Source organism: Caulobacter sp. SSI4214 (assembly GCF_012184455.1).
In the GTDB taxonomy this organism is placed as follows: Bacteria; Pseudomonadota; Alphaproteobacteria; order Caulobacterales; family Caulobacteraceae; genus Caulobacter; species Caulobacter vibrioides_E.
On the sequence record NZ_SZWJ01000099.1, the window covers coordinates 1 to 15067 of the forward strand.

Here is a 15067-nt window from a genome sequence, read left to right on the forward strand (position 1 = left end):
ACCGCCGCCATCAGCGGCGCGGGCATCTGGGCGACCGCGTGCAGGGTCTCCGCCGCGCCCTCGGCCCGTCCGGGCGGGGCGACGATATAGGCCAGGCGCAGGCCGGGCGAGAGCGCCTTGGCGGTGGTCGCGACATGGAACACGCCCTCGGGCCACAGGCTCGCCAGGGCGGGAAGCGGCTCTAAGGGCAGCAGGCCGTAGGCGTCGTCCTCGACGATCATCACCCCGGCCCGGCGGGCGACCTCGACGATCGCCTGACGTCGCGAGCGGCTCATGGTCGCCGCCGTCGGGTTCTGAAAGGTCGGGGTGCAGCACACGAGGCGCGGGTGATGCTCCGCGATCAGCCGCGCCAGCGCGTCCGGCGACAGGCCCTCGTCGTCCAGCGGGCAGGCCACGACCTTCAGGCCCCGCCGGGCGGCGGTGGCCAGCAGGCCCGGATAGGCGAAGGCCTCGGCGATGATCGTCTCGCCTGGCGCGGCCAGATGGTCGAGCAGGGCCGACAGGGCCGTCTGGGCGCCGCTGGTGACGATGACCCGGCCGGGATCGACCTCGCCGAGCACGGGCGCCAGCCAGGCCGCCCCGGCCTGACGCTGGGCCAGCGAGCCCGCGCCGGGGTGATAGGCCATCAGCGTCGCCGGGTCGGTGCGGGCCAGGATCGCGCCGGTCGTCTCGCGCAGCAGGGCGGCCAGGTTCAGCCCGGCCGGCGGCGGAGGCAGGTTCATCGACAGATCCACCAGGCCCGCCTCGTCCTCGCCGGTGCGGGCGCGGATGAAGGTGCCCCGCCCGGCCGCGCCCTCGATCAGGCCGCGCTCGCGGGCCAGGGCGTAGGCGCGGGTGACGGTCGTGAAGTCGATTCCGACAAGACGGGCGACCTCGCGCTGGGCTGGGATCTGATCGCCGGCCTGCAGCTCGCCCTCGGCCACGGCGGCCTCCAGGGCGGCGGCGATCCGGCGATAGGCGGGGCCATCGGCGCTAGCGACGCGGCGCAGCCACGCGGCGGCCGGATTCGGTGATCCCTGAGTTGCGGGCATCCAAGGAGATCCATACATTATTCGCGTAATGTATGGATCAATAACGCGATTGTAGGAAGGGGCCTCCGATGGCCGACCAAGACATCTATGACTCGCCGACGCCCATTCAGGCCGGCCTGAAGTGCTGCTGCCCGCGCTGCGGCGAGGGCAAGCTGTACGCGGGCTTCCTGAAGCTGGCGCCGAAGTGCGACCGTTGCGGCCTGGACTATGGCTTCGCCGACCCGGCCGACGGCCCGGCCTTCTTCGTGATGAGCGGCGTCGGCATCGTGGTCACGGCCGTCTTCGCCTGGGTGGAGATCATGTACCAGCCGCCGGTCTGGGTGCACTTCGTCACCACCTTCCCGGCCCTGATCATCGGATGCCTGGCGACGCTGCGTCCGGTGAAGGCCTGGCTGGTCGCCTCGCAATATATCAACAAGGCCGAGGAAGGCCGCTTCGAGAGCCTGGGCCGCCACGACTACGACCCCCGGCGGCTCTGACGGTTGGATTTAAAGCCTGCTTATCGGGTTTGGATGGTTCGATCCAAACCAGACGGGCTTCAGGTCAGCAGCGCCTGTCCGCGACGGTTCAGCTCGTCCTTGATCTTGCCGGCCGCCATCCCCAGCAGGCCCGGCAAGGACAGGTCCAGACGCGCGTGATCGTCCAGCACCTGGACGACGCCGGTGATGGTCTGGCCCATGGCCACGGCCGAGAAGTTCAGCACGTCGCCGGCCCAGCTCTGGGTGAAGCGGCTGGCGTCGCCGCCGGGGATCTGTCCGGCCAGCTGCGCCAGACCCTCTTCCAGCCGGCGGCGGGCTTCGGCCGCGCCCAGGCGGTGGGGGATGTTGATGCTGACGGTCTTGGCCATGGTGTCCTCCTGAAGCGCTGTCCCGACGAAACGCGGCCGCGACGGCCGTGGTTCTATACGTCCGAATCTGGCGTATGCGAAGGCCAAGGTCGCCGTATCAGATGAGGACGCCGACATGACCGACTTCGCCATGACCCAGCCTTTCGCCGCGCGACGCCGTTTCACCCGTCCGGGCCGTCCGGGCGGCGTCCTGGGCGCGATCCACTATGCCGGCGTGCTGCTGGTCTGGCTGGCCCTGTTCGTCGTCGACCGACCCCTGGCGCTGAAGGTGATGGCCGAGCGCCGCGCCGACTCGCCGATTCCCCGCCGTTGGGGCTGGTGAGCGCGGAGGGCTGGTCGGAGGCCGCGAACGGCGCCATGCCTGTCCCATGCCGATCGTCGTTTCCGCCCGCCCGGTCTCCCACCCGCTGAAGGCCCCGTTCCGCATCTCGCGCGGGGTCAAGACGACCGCCGACGTGGTCGAGGTGACGGCCTCGGCCGACGGTGTCGTCGGACGGGGCGAGAGCGTGCCCTACGGGCGCTATGGCGAGACCGTCGAGAGCGTGCTGGCCCAACTGGCGCCGGCCTTGGCCAGCGCGGATGTCGAGGCCGCCCGCGACGCCCTGCCCGCCGGCGCGGCCCGCAACGCCCTCGACTTGGCGCTGTGGGACCTGAACGCCCGTCGCACCGGCGTCAGCGTCGCGAGCGCCACGGTCCTGCCGATTCCGCCCGCCTTGGTCACCGCCGTGACCGTCAGCCTGGATACGCCCGAGGCGATGGCGCAGGCCGCTCGCGCCGTCGCCGACGCGCCGCTGATCAAGATCAAGCTGTCGGCCGAGGACCCCGCCGCGCGCCTGCGCGCCGTCGCCGCGGCGGCGCCGGACTCGCGCTTCATCGTCGATCCGAACGAGGGCTGGACCTTCGCGATCCTCAAGGACCTGAAGCCTCTGCTGGCCGACCTGCCGATCGCCCTGGTCGAACAGCCGCTGCCGGCCGACGCCGACCAGGCGCTGGAGGGCTGGGACCCGCCGTTCACGATCTGCGCCGACGAGTCGGTGCATGTCGGCGGCGACCTGGCGGCGCTGCGCGGCCGCTACCAGGCGGTGAACCTGAAGCTCGACAAGACGGGCGGCCTGACCGAGGCGGTGTCGATGCTGCGCGCGGCCAAGGGCCTGGGCTTCCAGCTGATGACCGGCTGCATGGTCGCCTCGTCGCTCGGCGTCGCCCCGGCCCTGCATCTGGCGGGCGCGAGCGACTTCGCGGACCTGGACGGCCCCTGGTGGCTGGCGATCGACCACCCGGGCGGCCTGCGCGTGGCGCGCGGCCGGATCACGCCGCCGCGACCGGGCTTCTGGGGCGACGCGGCGCCAGCCGAGGGGCTTTGGCTGTAGGGCGCCACGTTGCGCTTCTTTTTTCCTCCCCCTTTTGGGGGAGGGGGAATAGGACCGCGCCTACCTTCCCAGCTTCTCGATCAGCGCCATCGCCGCCGCCGGGTTCCGCACCTTCGCGCCGGCGATGAAGTAGGCGAACACGTCGCCGCGTTCGGCCCAGGTCCGGGCCTGCGTCACCACCCCGTCCAGCTCCTCCGAGCTCATGCCCGTGGGCTCGTCGGCCTTGCTCGACATCAGCCTTGCATAGGTGAAGTCGGCGGTCGGCTGGTCGATGCAGGGCCAGGTCGGCTCCTCGTCGTCGACCGCGTAGACGATGGCCGCGCCGTACTTGGCGGCCAGGTCATAGAATTCCTGGCAGGCGAAGGTCGGGCTGCGAACCTCCAGCGCGTGGCGCAACCGCAGGCCCTTCAGGTCCTTCGGCAGTAATTTCAGGAAACCCTCGAAATCCGCCGCATCGAACTTCTTCGTCGCCATGAACTGCCAGTTGATCGGGCCAAGCTTGGGGCCAAGCTCTTCCAGGCCCTGGGACAGGAATTTCTCGAGCGAGTCGTTGTTCTCCGACAGCACCCGGCGGTTGGTGCAGAACCGGCTGGCCTTGACCGAAAACACGAAGTCGTCGGGCGTCTCGTCGCGCCACTTCTGCCAGCTGTTGGGCTTGAAGGTCGAATAGTAGGTGCCGTTGATCTCGATGCTGGTCAGCTTGGACGCGGCGTATTTCAGCTCGTCCTTCTGCTTGAGATCCTCGGGATAGAACGTCCCGCGCCAAGGCTCGAACGTCCAGCCGCCGATGCCGGTTCGGATCTTGCCCATGCGCGGATGTTCCCTTGATGTTCCTGTGGCGCACCGTAGCAAAAGGAGCGCGAACGGCAAGCGCCGAGCAGATGCTCCCCCGCGACGCGGGGGAGCTGTCGCGGAGCGACTGAGGGGGCGGGCGCCGTCTAAGGCCGAGCTAGCCCCCTCCGGCCCTCTGGGCCACCTCCCCCGCGACGCGGGGGAGGAACCTAGCCTCTCTCAGCACTCCACCCGGTTCACCGACAGGCCCACCGCCAGGCCGCCCATCGAGGTCTCCTTGTAGATCTCGTTCATGTCCTCGCCGGTGCGCTTCATCGTGGCGATGACCTTGTCGAGCGACACCGAATGCTGGCCGTCGCCCAGCAGGGCGAGGCGCGCGGCGTCGATGGCCTTGATGGCGCCCATGGCGTTGCGCTCGATGCAGGGGATTTGCACCAGGCCGCCGATCGGGTCGCAGGTGAGGCCCAGATTGTGCTCCATGCCGATCTCGGCGGCGTTCTCGATCTGGGCGTTGGTCCCGCCCAGGGCGGCGGCCAGGCCGGCGGCGGCCATCGAGCAGGCCACGCCGACCTCGCCCTGGCAGCCGACCTCGGCGCCGCTGATCGAGGCGTTCATCTTGTAGAGCGCGCCGATCGCGGCGGCGGTCAGCAAGAAGGTGCGCACCTGCTCGGGCGTGCCCTTGTGGAACCGCACGAAGAACCGCAGCACGGCCGGCACCAGGCCCGCCGCGCCGTTGGTCGGGGCGGTGACGACGCGGCCGCCGGCGGCGTTCTCCTCGTTGACCGCCATGGCCCACAGGTTGACGAAGTCCATGGCCGCCAGCGGGTCGCTCATCTGGCGCTCCATCCGGCCCTGGATCGTCTGGTGGATCTGGCGGGCGCGGCGCTTGACGGTCAGGCCGCCGGGCAGGACGCCGTCCTGGCGCATCCCGCGATCGATGCAGGCCTCCATGGCCGCGAAGATGCGGTCGAGGCCGGCGTTCATCGCCTCCTCGCTCATCCGCGAGCGCTCGTTGGCCGCCATGACGCCGGCGATCGACAGATTCGCCTCGGCGGCGCGGTCCAGCAGGTCGGCGCTGCTTTCGAACGGGAAGGGGACGGCCGGGCCTTCCTCGGGCGGCGCGTTGCGGCCCATCTCGCTCTCGTCGCGGACGAAGCCGCCGCCGACCGAGAAATAGGTGCGCTCGGCCAGGGCCGCGCCGGCCTTGTCGAAGGCGGTGAAGGTCAGGCCGTTGGGATGCTGGGGCAGGCGCTCGTGGCCCAGCCAGACGATGTCCTTGGCCTCGTCGAACGCGATGGCGTGGTCGCCGCCCAGGTTCAGCGATTGCGTGGCCTGGCTCTCCAGCAGGGCCGCTTCGCCGACGTCGGGATCAAGCTCGGCCGGGACGAAGCCCATCAGGCCCAGGATCACCGCCCGGTCGGTGGCGTGGCCCCGGCCCGTCAAGGCCAGCGAGGCGTAGAGCCGGGTCTCGACGCGCGCGACGGCCGCCAGCTTGCCGGCGTCGCGCAGCCGGCCGACGAACATCACCGCCGCCGTCATCGGCCCCATGGTGTGGCTGCTCGACGGGCCGATGCCGAGTTTGAACAGGTCGAAGACGGAGGCGGTCATGCGGTACTCTGGGTGTCTCTCAGGCTTCTGGATCCGACCTCCCCGGCGAAGGCCGGGGTCCAGATCGAACCCGTGAGCGCTTGCCGAGCGGTATGGGCCGAAGGCGCGCTTCCCCAAACCGCTCAGGCTGAATCTGGGCCCCGGTCTTCGCCGGGGAGGTCGGAAGGGAGACTGGCTCCCTCCCGAAAAAGGCCTATTTCCGCTGCGCGGCGGTTTTGTCGCGCAGGGCCTTGAACTCCGAGCCCGCCTGCCATTGCGGCCAGGCGCGGCTGTTGGCCAGGTCGGCGCCGACCTCGTAGGCGAGGCCGATATCGGCGGCTTGGCCGCTCAGGTCCCAGTCGGCTTTCCACTCGTCGGCGGGCTGGTGATAGCGGTTCTCGGTATAGTCTTCCTCGGCCTTCATGCCGGCTTCCTTGCCGCCCTTGACCAGGTCCGCGCCCGAGCCGATCGAGATGGCCGGCACGCCGCGCTTGGCGAACGGGAAGTGGTCCGAGCGATAGAAGTGGCCGGCCTGCGGCATCGGGTCGGGCGTGAAGTAGCGGCCGTGGGCCTTGGCCTTGGCGACCAGCAGATCCTGCAGGTCGACCTTGCCGTCGCCCGACGTGCCGATGTCCTTGGCCGGGCCAGCCGCCGACAGGGCGTCGATATTGATGTCGCCGACCGTGGTGGCCAGCGGGAACAGCGGATTGGCCGAGTAGTATTCCGAGCCCAGCAGGCCCTTTTCCTCGGCGGTGACGGCCAGGAACAGCACCGAGCGCTGGGGCGCGGGCCGGCTCTTGAAGGCGCGGGCCAGTTCCAGAATGGCCGCGACGCCGTCGGCGTTGTCGATGGCGCCGTTATAGATCCTGTCGCCCTTGGCGTCCGGCGCGCCGACGCCAAGGTGGTCCCAGTGGGCGCTGTAGATGATGGTCTCGTTCGGATGCTTGGTCCCGACGATGCGGCCGGCGACATTGTGCGAGACGATCACCTGGTGGCGGACCTTGAAGTCGGCCGAGAAGGTCGCGCCGTTCAGGACCACCGGCTTGAACGCGCGGGTCTGGGCCTGCTTCTTCAGGGCGTCGAAATCGAGGCCGGCCTTCTTGAACAGGTCCACCGCGACGTCGCGCTGGATCCAGGCCTCGAGTTGCGGATGGGTCTTGGCCGGCTCCTTGCGGACGATGTCGAACATCACGTTGGTGTTGGAGTTCTTGACCGTCGCCCAGCCATACGAGGCCGGGGCCGTCTCGTGGACGATCAGCACGCCGGCGGCGCCCTGGCGGGCGGCTTCCTCGTACTTGTAGGTCCAGCGGCCATAATAGGTCATGGCCTTGCCGCCGAAGTCGCCGACCCCGGTCTCGAAGTCCGGATCGTTGATCAGTACGACCAGGATCTTGCCCTTCAGGTCCATGCCCTTGAAGTCGTCCCAGTTCCGCTCGGGGGCCTTGACGCCATAGCCGACGAAGACGATCGGCGCGTCCTTGATCGACACGGCGTCGACATTGGTCATGGCGGCGCGGACCGCGATCTGGTCGCCTTGCTTCCAGGCTTCCTTCTGGCCGCCGACCGTGACGCCGGCGGTCACCGGGCCTTCGATCTCGAACTTGCCCAGCGGCACGTTCTGGGTCCAGACGCGCTTGCCGTCCTTCCCGACGTCGCCGGCGGGCGTCAGGCCGATCGCCTTCATCTGGCCGATGATGTAGCCGACCGCCTTGGTCTCGCCGGCCGTGGCGGGGCCGCGCCCCTCGAAGGCGTCCGAGGACAGGACCTTGATATGGGCCGACAGCCTGGCGGGGTCGATCTTGGGCGCGTCGGCGGCTCCTTGCGCGAAACAGGGACGCGCCAGAACGGGCGCCGCGATCAGGGCGGTGGCGAGCAGAAGGCGTTTCATCTCTGACCCCATGTGGGAGCAAATCTTGTCGTTGGCGCGGACCCTAGAGCGTGACGCCGAAAGTGAGAACCGGTTTCGGCGTGAGTCACGCTCTAAGTATTTGATTTAGAGTCTGGCTAGAGGAGCTGGAGCCTAGATCTCGCCCTTCAGCACGCGCGCGAACAGTTCGGGATCGACATTGCCGCCCGACAGCACGATCGCCGCGGTCTTGCTCTTCAGGTCGATCTTGCCGGCCAGGGCCGCGGCCAGGGCCACGCAGCCGCCGGGCTCGACGACCAGCTTCAGCACCGAGAAGGCGTAGCGCATGGCCTCGGCGACCTCGGGGTCGGTGACGGCGACGCCGCCGGCGAGGTTCTTCTGGTTGATCGGCCAGGTCATCTCGCCGGGAATCGGGGTCAGCAGGGCGTCGCAGAACGAGCGGGCGTCCTTGTCGATGGTCTCGCGCCGGCCGCTTTCCAGAGAACGACGGGTCTCGTCGAACCCGGCGGGCTCGACGCCCCAGATCGCCGTGTCGGGCGAGAGCGCCTTCACCGCCGTCGACGTCCCGGCGATCAGGCCGCCGCCGCCGACACAACAGACGAGGGTGTCGAGCTTGGCGCCGCGCGCGGCCGCCTGCTCGACGATCTCGATCCCCAGCGTGCCCTGGCCCGCGATGATGTGCGGATCGTCGTAGGACGGCACGACGGTGCAGCCGCGCTCGGCGGCGATCTGGTCGGCGATGGCGACGCGGTCCTCGGTAAAGCGGTCGTAGAAGCGGATCTCGGCGCCGAAGCCCCGCGTGGCCTCGACCTTCACGCTCGGGGCGTCGGACGGCATGACGATCAGGGCCGGGATGTCCAGCAGCCGGGCCGCCAGGGCTACGCCCTGGGCGTGGTTGCCCGACGAGAAGGCCACGACCCCGCGCGCCTTCTCCGCGTCGCTCAGCTGGCTGAGCCGATTATAGGCGCCGCGGAACTTGAAGGCGCCGGCCCTTTGCAGGGTCTCGGGCTTGAGGAAGATCCGCCCGCCCAGGCGCGCGTTGAGCGCCGGGTTCTCGATCAGCGGGGTCTCGACGGCCAGGCCTTTCAGGCGGCCGGCGGCGGCTTGGATGTCGGCGAGGGCGATGGTCATGGCGCAGGTCTAGAGCATCGCGCGGAAAAGTGGATGCCGCTTTTCCGAGAAAGCGCGCGGCCATGCGTCGGGAAGGCGATCTCAAACCCATTGCGGGCTCCGCCATTCGGTCCATATAGGTTTGGGCTCTGCTGTTCAGGACGACTCCATGAAGATCGCTATCCGCGCCGTCGCGGCCTCCCTCGCGCTGGGGAGCGGCGCGCTGGCCGCCGCCGCGCCCGCCGCCGCCGGCGAAGCCTTTGTCGGGGTCTACAAGCACGACGTGACCTTCATCGGCAGCGCCATCGGCCTGGGGGCGGCGGGGCGCGAGGACGGCGTCGACGTCCATCTGGGCTATCGCACCAACAAGCTGGAAACCCTGCGCTGGCTGGGCAAGCCGCAGGTCCACGCCATGGTGTCGATCAACAGCAAGAACACTTCGAACTTCGTGGCCGCCGGCCTCGACTGGAAGATCGACCTGGGCAAGCCGGGCGGCTTCTATCTGCGGCCCGGCATGGGCCTGGCCTACACGGACGGCAAGGCCAGCCTGCCGCCGGCCAACGCCCCGGGCCTGAGCCCCGACGAGCAGGCGCGCCGCACCTATCTGTACTACCACCGGATCGAGTTCGGCTCGCACGTGCTGTTCGAGCCGGAGTTCGCGCTGGGCTACCAGTTCAACGACCGCTGGTCGGGGGAGCTTTCCTACACCCACCTGTCGAACGGCCAGATCTTCCACCAGGGCAAGAACCAGGGGCTTGACGACGCGGGGGTTAGGCTGGTTTACGCCTTCTGACTTCGCGAGGCGCTGGTTTGACCGCGTCTCCGTCGCCGCCCAAAATCGATCGAACGTCCGAGGTCGAGTCCTGTCGAAGGACCTCGCGACGTCACCCGGCAGGCGACAAGGCGTAACTCTATCATGGCCAATGTGACCGTTGTCGGCGCCCAGTGGGGCGACGAGGGCAAGGGCAAGATCGTCGACTGGCTGAGCAACCGGGCCGACGTGGTGGTGCGCTTCCAGGGCGGGCATAACGCCGGCCACACGCTGGTCGTGGACGGCAAGGTCTATAAGCTGGCCCTGCTGCCGTCGGGCGTCGTGCAGGGCAAGTTGTCCGTCATCGGCAACGGCGTCGTGGTCGACCCGTGGCACCTGCTGACCGAGATCGACAAGATCGCCGAGCAGGGGGTCAACATCACGCCCGAGCTGCTGATCCTGGCCGACAACGCCTGCCTGATCCTGCCGCTGCACCGGGACCTCGACCAGGCGCGCGAGGCCGCCTCGACCCAGAAGATCGGCACCACCGGCCGCGGCATCGGCCCGGCCTACGAGGACAAGGTCGGTCGCCGCGCCATCCGCGTCGCCGACCTAGCCGATCCCGAGGCCCTGAAGCCGAAGATCGAGCGGCTGCTCAGCCACCATGGCGCGCTGCGGCGCGGTCTGAACCTGCCCGAGGCCTCGGCGCAAGAGCTGTTCGACGCCCTGATGGACCTGGCCCCGCGCATCCTGCCCTACGCTCAGCCGGCGTGGCGGGTGCTGGACCAGGCCAACAAGGCCGGCCGCCGGATCCTGTTCGAGGGCGCGCAAGGGGCGCTGCTGGACGTCGATCACGGCACCTATCCGTTCGTCACCTCGTCCAACACCGCCGCGGGCCAAGCCTCGGCGGGCTCGGGCATGGGACCGTCGGCGACCGGCTATGTGCTCGGCATCGTCAAGGCCTACACCACGCGCGTGGGCGAGGGGCCGTTCCCGGCCGAGCTGTTCGACGATGTCGGCAAGCACCTGTCGACCGTGGGCCGCGAGGTCGGGGTCAACACCGGCCGCGCCCGCCGCTGCGGCTGGTTCGACTCGGTGCTGGTGCGCCAGTCCGTGGCCATCAACGGCATCCACGGCGTCGCCCTGACCAAGCTGGACGTGCTGGACGGCCTGGAAACCCTGAAGATCTGCGTCGGCTACAAGATCGGCGACAAGGTCGTCGACTACCTGCCGGCGGGTCTTCGCGATCAAGCCGCCGCCACCCCGGTCTACGAGGAGATCGCCGGCTGGACCGAAAGCACCGCCGGCGCGCGCTCGTTCAAGGATCTCAACGCCAACGCCATCAAGTACGTGCGCCGCGTCGAGGAGCTGATCGGCGCGCCGGTCGCCCTGCTGTCGACCAGCCCCGAGCGGGACGACACCATCCTGATGCGCGATCCGTTCCAGGGCTGAGACCTTCCGGCTCGGGCCAGGCCGTCCGAGCCGGATACGGCGCCGCGCGGACGCCAAGGCGTCGCGCGGCGATCCGTCGCACGGTAAACGCTTGTGAACCTTGGTCCCCCACAATGCGCCGGATTCACCGCGGAGGGGGGGCGGCGAGTGGGGATTCTCGACATACTCGACGATGGCGTGGAAGGCTCGATGCTGGCCATGAGCCGCCGCAGCCGCGTCGCCCGATTGAGCGCCGCGGCGCTGGTCGGCGGTCTGCTGGCCTTCTATTTCGGTCCTCGCCCGGCGATGCTGTGGGGCGCCGCTAATCTCGCCTGCGAGGGCTGGCTCTTCTATCTCCAGCTCACCTTCAAGCCGACCGGGAACCTCGCGACGATCCGGCTGCGTCGCATCGCGCCGCCTGCGATCTTCGGCTGCCTATGGGCGACCATGGCCACGCTCAGCGCGGTCCACGGCGTGGCGGCGATGAAGTTCGCCGCGATCCTGATCCTCTTCGGCATGATCATCGAAGGGGTGCGGTACGCGATGGTCAGCCCGGGCGGAATGCTGTCCATGACCCTGTGGCCGTTCTCGGCCCTTGTCGCCCTGACCCTGCTCGCGCCCAGGTTCACGGTCTGGGATCGCGCCGTCTCGCTGGTCGTCATGCTGGGCCTGATCGGCTATGTCGCCGACACGGTGCGGACCATGCGGGCGACGGCCAAGGCGCTGGAGCACGCCCAGGCCGAGGCCCAGGAGGCCAGCCGCGCCAAGTCGGCGTTCCTGGCGATGATGAGCCACGAGGTCCGCACGCCGATGAACGGGGTTCTGGGCCTGGCTCACGCCCTGAGAGGCACGGGCCTGGACGCGCGTCAGACCCAGTATCTCGATATGATCGAGGAGTCCGGCCACGGCCTGATGACCATCCTCAACGATGTGCTGGACCTGTCCAAGGTCGAGGCCGGCAAGTTGGAGCTGGACATCGCGCCGTTCGACATTCGCCGCTCGGCGGCCCAGATCGCGCTGGTCTGGAGCGAGACCGCGCGCCTGAAGGGTCTCGACCTGACCCTGGAGGTCGATCCCGCGACGCCGGCTTGGCTGGCGGGCGACGACGCGCGCGTGCGGCAAATCCTGCGCAATCTGGTCTCGAACGCCGTGAAGTTCACCGAGACGGGGCGCGTGACGATCCACATCGCGCCCGGCGACGCCGGCGGAATCGTGCTGTCGGTGTCCGACACCGGCGCTGGCCTGTCGCCCGAGCAACGCGATCGCCTGTTTACCCCGTTCGCCCAGGGCGACCGGACGATCGCGCGCCGCTTCGGCGGTACGGGCCTGGGCCTGACGATCTGCCGACGTCTCGCCGGAATGATGGGCGGCGATATCTCGGTCGCGAGCGTCGAGGGCGAGGGCGCGACCTTCACCGTGACCCTGGCTCTGAGCGCGACCGAGGCGCCGGAAAAGGCGCGAGAAGCCGTCGCCAAGCTCGATCTCGGCGGCGTCCGCGTGCTGGTGGTCGATGACAACGAGATCAACCAGATCGTCGCGCGCGCGGTCCTTGAAACGGCCGGCGCGCTGGTGGCCGTGGCTGGCGACGGCCACGCGGCTCTGGCGCGACTGCGGGTCGAGGACTTCGATGTCGTGCTGATGGACGTGCACATGCCCGGGATGGACGGCGTCGAGGCCGTGCGCCGCATCCGGGCGGGGGAGGGCGGTCGAGTGGACGTCCCGGTGGTGGCCTTGACCGCGGATGTGATGGCCGGCGACGCCGAGCGTCTGCTGGCGCGAGGGTTCGACGACGCGCATCCCAAGCCGATCCAGCCGGCTGGCCTTCTGGCCACGGTGGCGGCGGCGCGGCGTCCGGCGGCGGCGTGCGCGCGGGGCGAGCCCGAAGCCCGCTCCCTGCTCACGGTTGGTTGAACAAGATCGACGAACCGCGTTTTAGTTAGTTTTTGTTAGCGAGCTCCACTGTAAGACCGATTGTCTAGTGGAGGGAAGCTCGTGTCGCCATTCGCGCGGTCCAGCAAGTTGAAGCCGGTCAACAAGGCCGATCGTAGGATTCGCAGCCTGCGCAACCTCGAGCGTACGGCTTCTACCAGCCGTGTCCTGAGCCTAATCGCGGTCGAAAACGAGAGCGCCCAGCGACCGGAATACCTGCAGGCTCCGTTGTTCAAGAATAAGGTTCTGAATACCTCCATTATTCTCAAGCATCGTCTGCGTCACGACGACATGTATCTGTTCGACGAAATGCGGCCGACGGCGACCAAGATTATCATTCCGTTCGACCGTCGCGATCTAGGCTTGGGTGGTCAGTCGGTGTTCGTGGGGCAACGCGGATGGGCCGAACTGGTCTTGGACGGCTGCAACGCCGCCGGGGACATGAGCCGTGATCTCGCGACCCTGAAGCTGATCGACATGCTTCCGTCGCTGGACCCGTTTCTGCTGCGCGAGCACCTGCGCCGCCACGACGTGCTGGTGGCCAACTGCTATTTCGCCCTGTCGCCGGCCGACCTGGAGAGCATGAGGGGTTTCGTGACCTACGAAATCGCCCGGCTCATCGACCTGGCGTATCAGGGCGCGGCGGGCATGAGCCGCGCCCACGCCGCGCGGCTGGTGGAGGCCTTGCTCTCGACCAACGTCGATGAACGTCTGGAGCCGCTGCGCCACACCCTCGTCATGGAGGGCGAGAGCTTCAAGGAAGGCATCTTCAGCTGGAAGGGCTTCCTTTATTACAAGTGGGTGCTGACCACGCTGTGGTCGCAACTGTCCGCCGTGAGCCAGGAGATCGGCCGACTGGTGGTGACGGGGAGCCGCGAGTCGGAAGCGGGCCGGTATGTCCATGAGGCCCGGCGTCGTCTGCAGGCCGGCGTGCTGCTTGAGCGCTCGGCCATCATGCGCACGATGAAGGTCTATGACGACGCCTTCGCGGCCCTGATCGAGAACGGCCGCCCGCAAGCCTTCCGCGACTTCCTGCTCTGCGCGCCCGAGATGTTCCTGTCGTTGGGGGAACGCGTCGGGGTGATCTCTCATATTTCCAGCTACTGGCGTTATCGTTTCTCCAAGGACGACTCGCTGACCGTGGACGTCGACGAAGCCATCGACATTTTCGCCGACTTCGAGGCGGGCCTGTCGGCCCCGCTCGCGGCCTGACCATAAAGATCGTCGCGGATAAGCGGATTTTTACGTTCTGCGACTATTTGGCTAGGTGACGGCCATCAATCTTCCAGGAGCCCGAGTTCGTGTTCGACGGCAACGCCCGTACAATTCAGCGCATTGCTTCGAGGGTGCAGCGGGTCTTGGTCGTGGATCCCAATCCGGCCACCGCCCGGTTGCTGGCCGAGCACATGCGTCCTCTGGGCGCTCAGATCTTCGCCGCGCCGACCGCCGAAAACGCCTATGCGATGGCGCGGGCCGTCAATCCGCAGCTGATCTTCGTCGAACACGTTCAGGCGGGAGTCGACGGCCTGGTTTTCACGCGTAAGATCCGACGCGGCGATCTGCCCTGCCGCGAAGCCCCGGTGATCATGTGCACCGCCGAGGCCACCGCCGAAGCGATCTTCGGCGCCCGTGACGCCGGCGTGCATGAGTTCATGCGCAAGCCCTTCAACCTCAAGGACCTGGAGCGTCGGCTGGAGGCCGTGACCCTGAAGCCGCGCGACTGGATCGAGGCTGTCGGCTACGTCGGTCCGGACCGCCGCCGTTTCAACTCCGCCGACTACAAAGGACCGCGCAAGCGCAAGGCCGACGCGCTCGGTTCGCCCGCCGCGCGCCTGTCCCAGGCCCTGCGCATCGTCAAGTCGGCCGCCGCGGCGCTGGATGTCGATCCAGCCCAGGCGCGCCGCGCCCTCGCCGCCCAGGCGGCGGAACTCCGGCGCGTGGGCGAGGCGGTCGGGGACCCGCGTCTGATCCAGGCGGCAGAGGCTCTGGGCGCTTCCACCATGACCGATCTGTCCGGCGCGATGGGCCGCGCGGAGCTGATCAAGCGCATCGACGCGCTGATGGGCTTGATGGCGCAGGATAGCGCCGGCCGCGCCGCTTAAGGATTCTCATCAAGGCCGCGGAACGGCGCTGGCGTCCTGTTGCCTTCATCGTTCCTACGTGGAACCGGCATGAAACTGTCGTCAAACGGCAATGTGCTGGCCATGTTCCGGTAATAGCAGCCCAACCTGAAGCAGATCGCGCATGGGCGCGGCGAAGCCTTCGGGGGTCTTCTCATGAGCATTCGCATCAAGGCGGCGCTGCTGCGCCGCGCTAGCGCCCTGGCGGTCGTGGCCGTCGCCGTGGCCGGCC

14 protein-coding genes are annotated in these 15067 nt (G+C 68.6%); 8 read left to right on the forward strand and 6 right to left on the reverse strand.

Annotated elements, in window-relative coordinates; all coding sequences use genetic code 11:
* The coding region (locus FCU40_RS19785) for a PLP-dependent aminotransferase family protein (protein WP_168077288.1) at positions 1-1049 on the reverse strand (1049 nt) is incomplete at its 3' end.
* 50 nt (positions 1050-1099) lie between these two features.
* On the opposite strand from FCU40_RS19785, the gene FCU40_RS19790 reads away from it, so the two are divergent.
* On the forward strand, positions 1100-1510 hold the full coding sequence (locus FCU40_RS19790; RefSeq protein ID WP_004620776.1) for a DUF983 domain-containing protein: 411 nt from the start codon (positions 1100-1102) through the stop codon (positions 1508-1510).
* A 59-nt stretch (positions 1511-1569) separates the two neighbouring features.
* Here FCU40_RS19790 and FCU40_RS19795 read toward each other — a convergent pair whose 3' ends face one another.
* Positions 1570-1878, reverse strand: a complete 309-nt coding sequence (locus FCU40_RS19795) for a polyhydroxyalkanoic acid system family protein (RefSeq protein WP_168077290.1) — start codon at positions 1876-1878, stop codon at positions 1570-1572.
* 115 nt (positions 1879-1993) lie between these two features.
* On the opposite strand from FCU40_RS19795, the gene didA reads away from it, so the two are divergent.
* Together didA and FCU40_RS19805 are read left to right on the forward strand one after the other, a co-directional pair.
* Complete coding sequence (gene didA / locus FCU40_RS19800) at positions 1994-2200, forward strand: DNA damage-induced SOS-independent cell division inhibitor A (protein ID WP_004620771.1); 207 nt, start codon at positions 1994-1996, stop codon at positions 2198-2200.
* Between the two features lie 46 nt (positions 2201-2246).
* Positions 2247-3248: a dipeptide epimerase gene (locus FCU40_RS19805; protein ID WP_168077292.1), complete on the forward strand. Its 1002-nt coding sequence runs from the start codon at positions 2247-2249 to the stop codon at positions 3246-3248.
* Between the two features lie 60 nt (positions 3249-3308).
* Here FCU40_RS19805 and FCU40_RS19810 read toward each other — a convergent pair whose 3' ends face one another.
* The 4 genes from FCU40_RS19810 to FCU40_RS19825 form a co-directional block, all read right to left on the reverse strand.
* The gene (locus tag FCU40_RS19810; protein WP_241693661.1) at positions 3309-4058 is read right to left on the reverse strand and encodes a DUF72 domain-containing protein; all 750 of its coding nucleotides are present in this window, start codon (positions 4056-4058) and stop codon (positions 3309-3311) included.
* 201 nt (positions 4059-4259) lie between these two features.
* Positions 4260-5648, reverse strand: a complete 1389-nt coding sequence (locus FCU40_RS19815; protein WP_168077295.1) for an L-serine ammonia-lyase — start codon at positions 5646-5648, stop codon at positions 4260-4262.
* A gap of 193 nt (positions 5649-5841) precedes the next feature.
* On the reverse strand, positions 5842-7515 hold the full coding sequence (locus FCU40_RS19820) for a M28 family metallopeptidase (protein ID WP_168077296.1): 1674 nt from the start codon (positions 7513-7515) through the stop codon (positions 5842-5844).
* Between the two features lie 132 nt (positions 7516-7647).
* Entirely contained in the window at positions 7648-8625 is a 978-nt protein-coding gene (locus FCU40_RS19825) for a threonine/serine dehydratase (protein ID WP_168077297.1), read from the reverse strand.
* 148 nt (positions 8626-8773) lie between these two features.
* Here FCU40_RS19825 and FCU40_RS19830 point away from each other — a divergent pair, with 148 nt between their 5' ends.
* From FCU40_RS19830 to FCU40_RS19850, 5 genes are all read left to right on the forward strand, one after another.
* Positions 8774-9397 carry an acyloxyacyl hydrolase gene (locus tag FCU40_RS19830; protein WP_004624725.1) on the forward strand — a complete coding sequence of 208 codons (624 nt, stop codon included), beginning with the start codon at positions 8774-8776 and terminating at the stop codon, positions 9395-9397.
* 123 nt (positions 9398-9520) lie between these two features.
* A complete protein-coding gene (locus tag FCU40_RS19835) occupies positions 9521-10807 on the forward strand; it encodes an adenylosuccinate synthase (RefSeq protein ID WP_168077298.1) in 1287 nt (428 codons plus the stop codon).
* A gap of 147 nt (positions 10808-10954) precedes the next feature.
* Complete coding sequence (locus FCU40_RS19840; RefSeq protein ID WP_168077299.1) at positions 10955-12697, forward strand: ATP-binding protein; 1743 nt, start codon at positions 10955-10957, stop codon at positions 12695-12697.
* Positions 12698-12778: 81 nt separating this feature from the next.
* Positions 12779-13927, forward strand: a complete 1149-nt coding sequence (locus tag FCU40_RS19845) for a hypothetical protein (protein ID WP_004624722.1) — start codon at positions 12779-12781, stop codon at positions 13925-13927.
* A gap of 68 nt (positions 13928-13995) precedes the next feature.
* A complete protein-coding gene (locus FCU40_RS19850) occupies positions 13996-14817 on the forward strand; it encodes a response regulator (protein ID WP_168077300.1) in 822 nt (273 codons plus the stop codon).
* The last annotated feature ends 250 nt before the right edge of the window (positions 14818-15067 follow it).

Excerpts from the sequence above, each read along its gene's own strand:
- FCU40_RS19790 (WP_004620776.1), top strand. The coding sequence starts at position 1,100 with ATGGCCGACCAAGACATCTATGACTCGCCGACGCCCATTCAGGCCGGC.
- FCU40_RS19795 (WP_168077290.1), bottom strand. The coding sequence starts at position 1,878 with ATGGCCAAGACCGTCAGCATCAACATCCCCCACCGCCTGGGCGCGGCC.
- didA (WP_004620771.1), top strand. The coding sequence starts at position 1,994 with ATGACCGACTTCGCCATGACCCAGCCTTTCGCCGCGCGACGCCGTTTC.
- FCU40_RS19805 (WP_168077292.1), top strand. The coding sequence starts at position 2,247 with ATGCCGATCGTCGTTTCCGCCCGCCCGGTCTCCCACCCGCTGAAGGCC.
- FCU40_RS19810 (WP_241693661.1), bottom strand. The coding sequence starts at position 4,058 with ATGGGCAAGATCCGAACCGGCATCGGCGGCTGGACGTTCGAGCCTTGG.
- FCU40_RS19815 (WP_168077295.1), bottom strand. The coding sequence starts at position 5,648 with ATGACCGCCTCCGTCTTCGACCTGTTCAAACTCGGCATCGGCCCGTCG.
- FCU40_RS19820 (WP_168077296.1), bottom strand. The coding sequence starts at position 7,515 with ATGAAACGCCTTCTGCTCGCCACCGCCCTGATCGCGGCGCCCGTTCTG.
- FCU40_RS19825 (WP_168077297.1), bottom strand. The coding sequence starts at position 8,625 with ATGACCATCGCCCTCGCCGACATCCAAGCCGCCGCCGGCCGCCTGAAA.
- FCU40_RS19830 (WP_004624725.1), top strand. The coding sequence starts at position 8,774 with ATGAAGATCGCTATCCGCGCCGTCGCGGCCTCCCTCGCGCTGGGGAGC.
- FCU40_RS19835 (WP_168077298.1), top strand. The coding sequence starts at position 9,521 with ATGGCCAATGTGACCGTTGTCGGCGCCCAGTGGGGCGACGAGGGCAAG.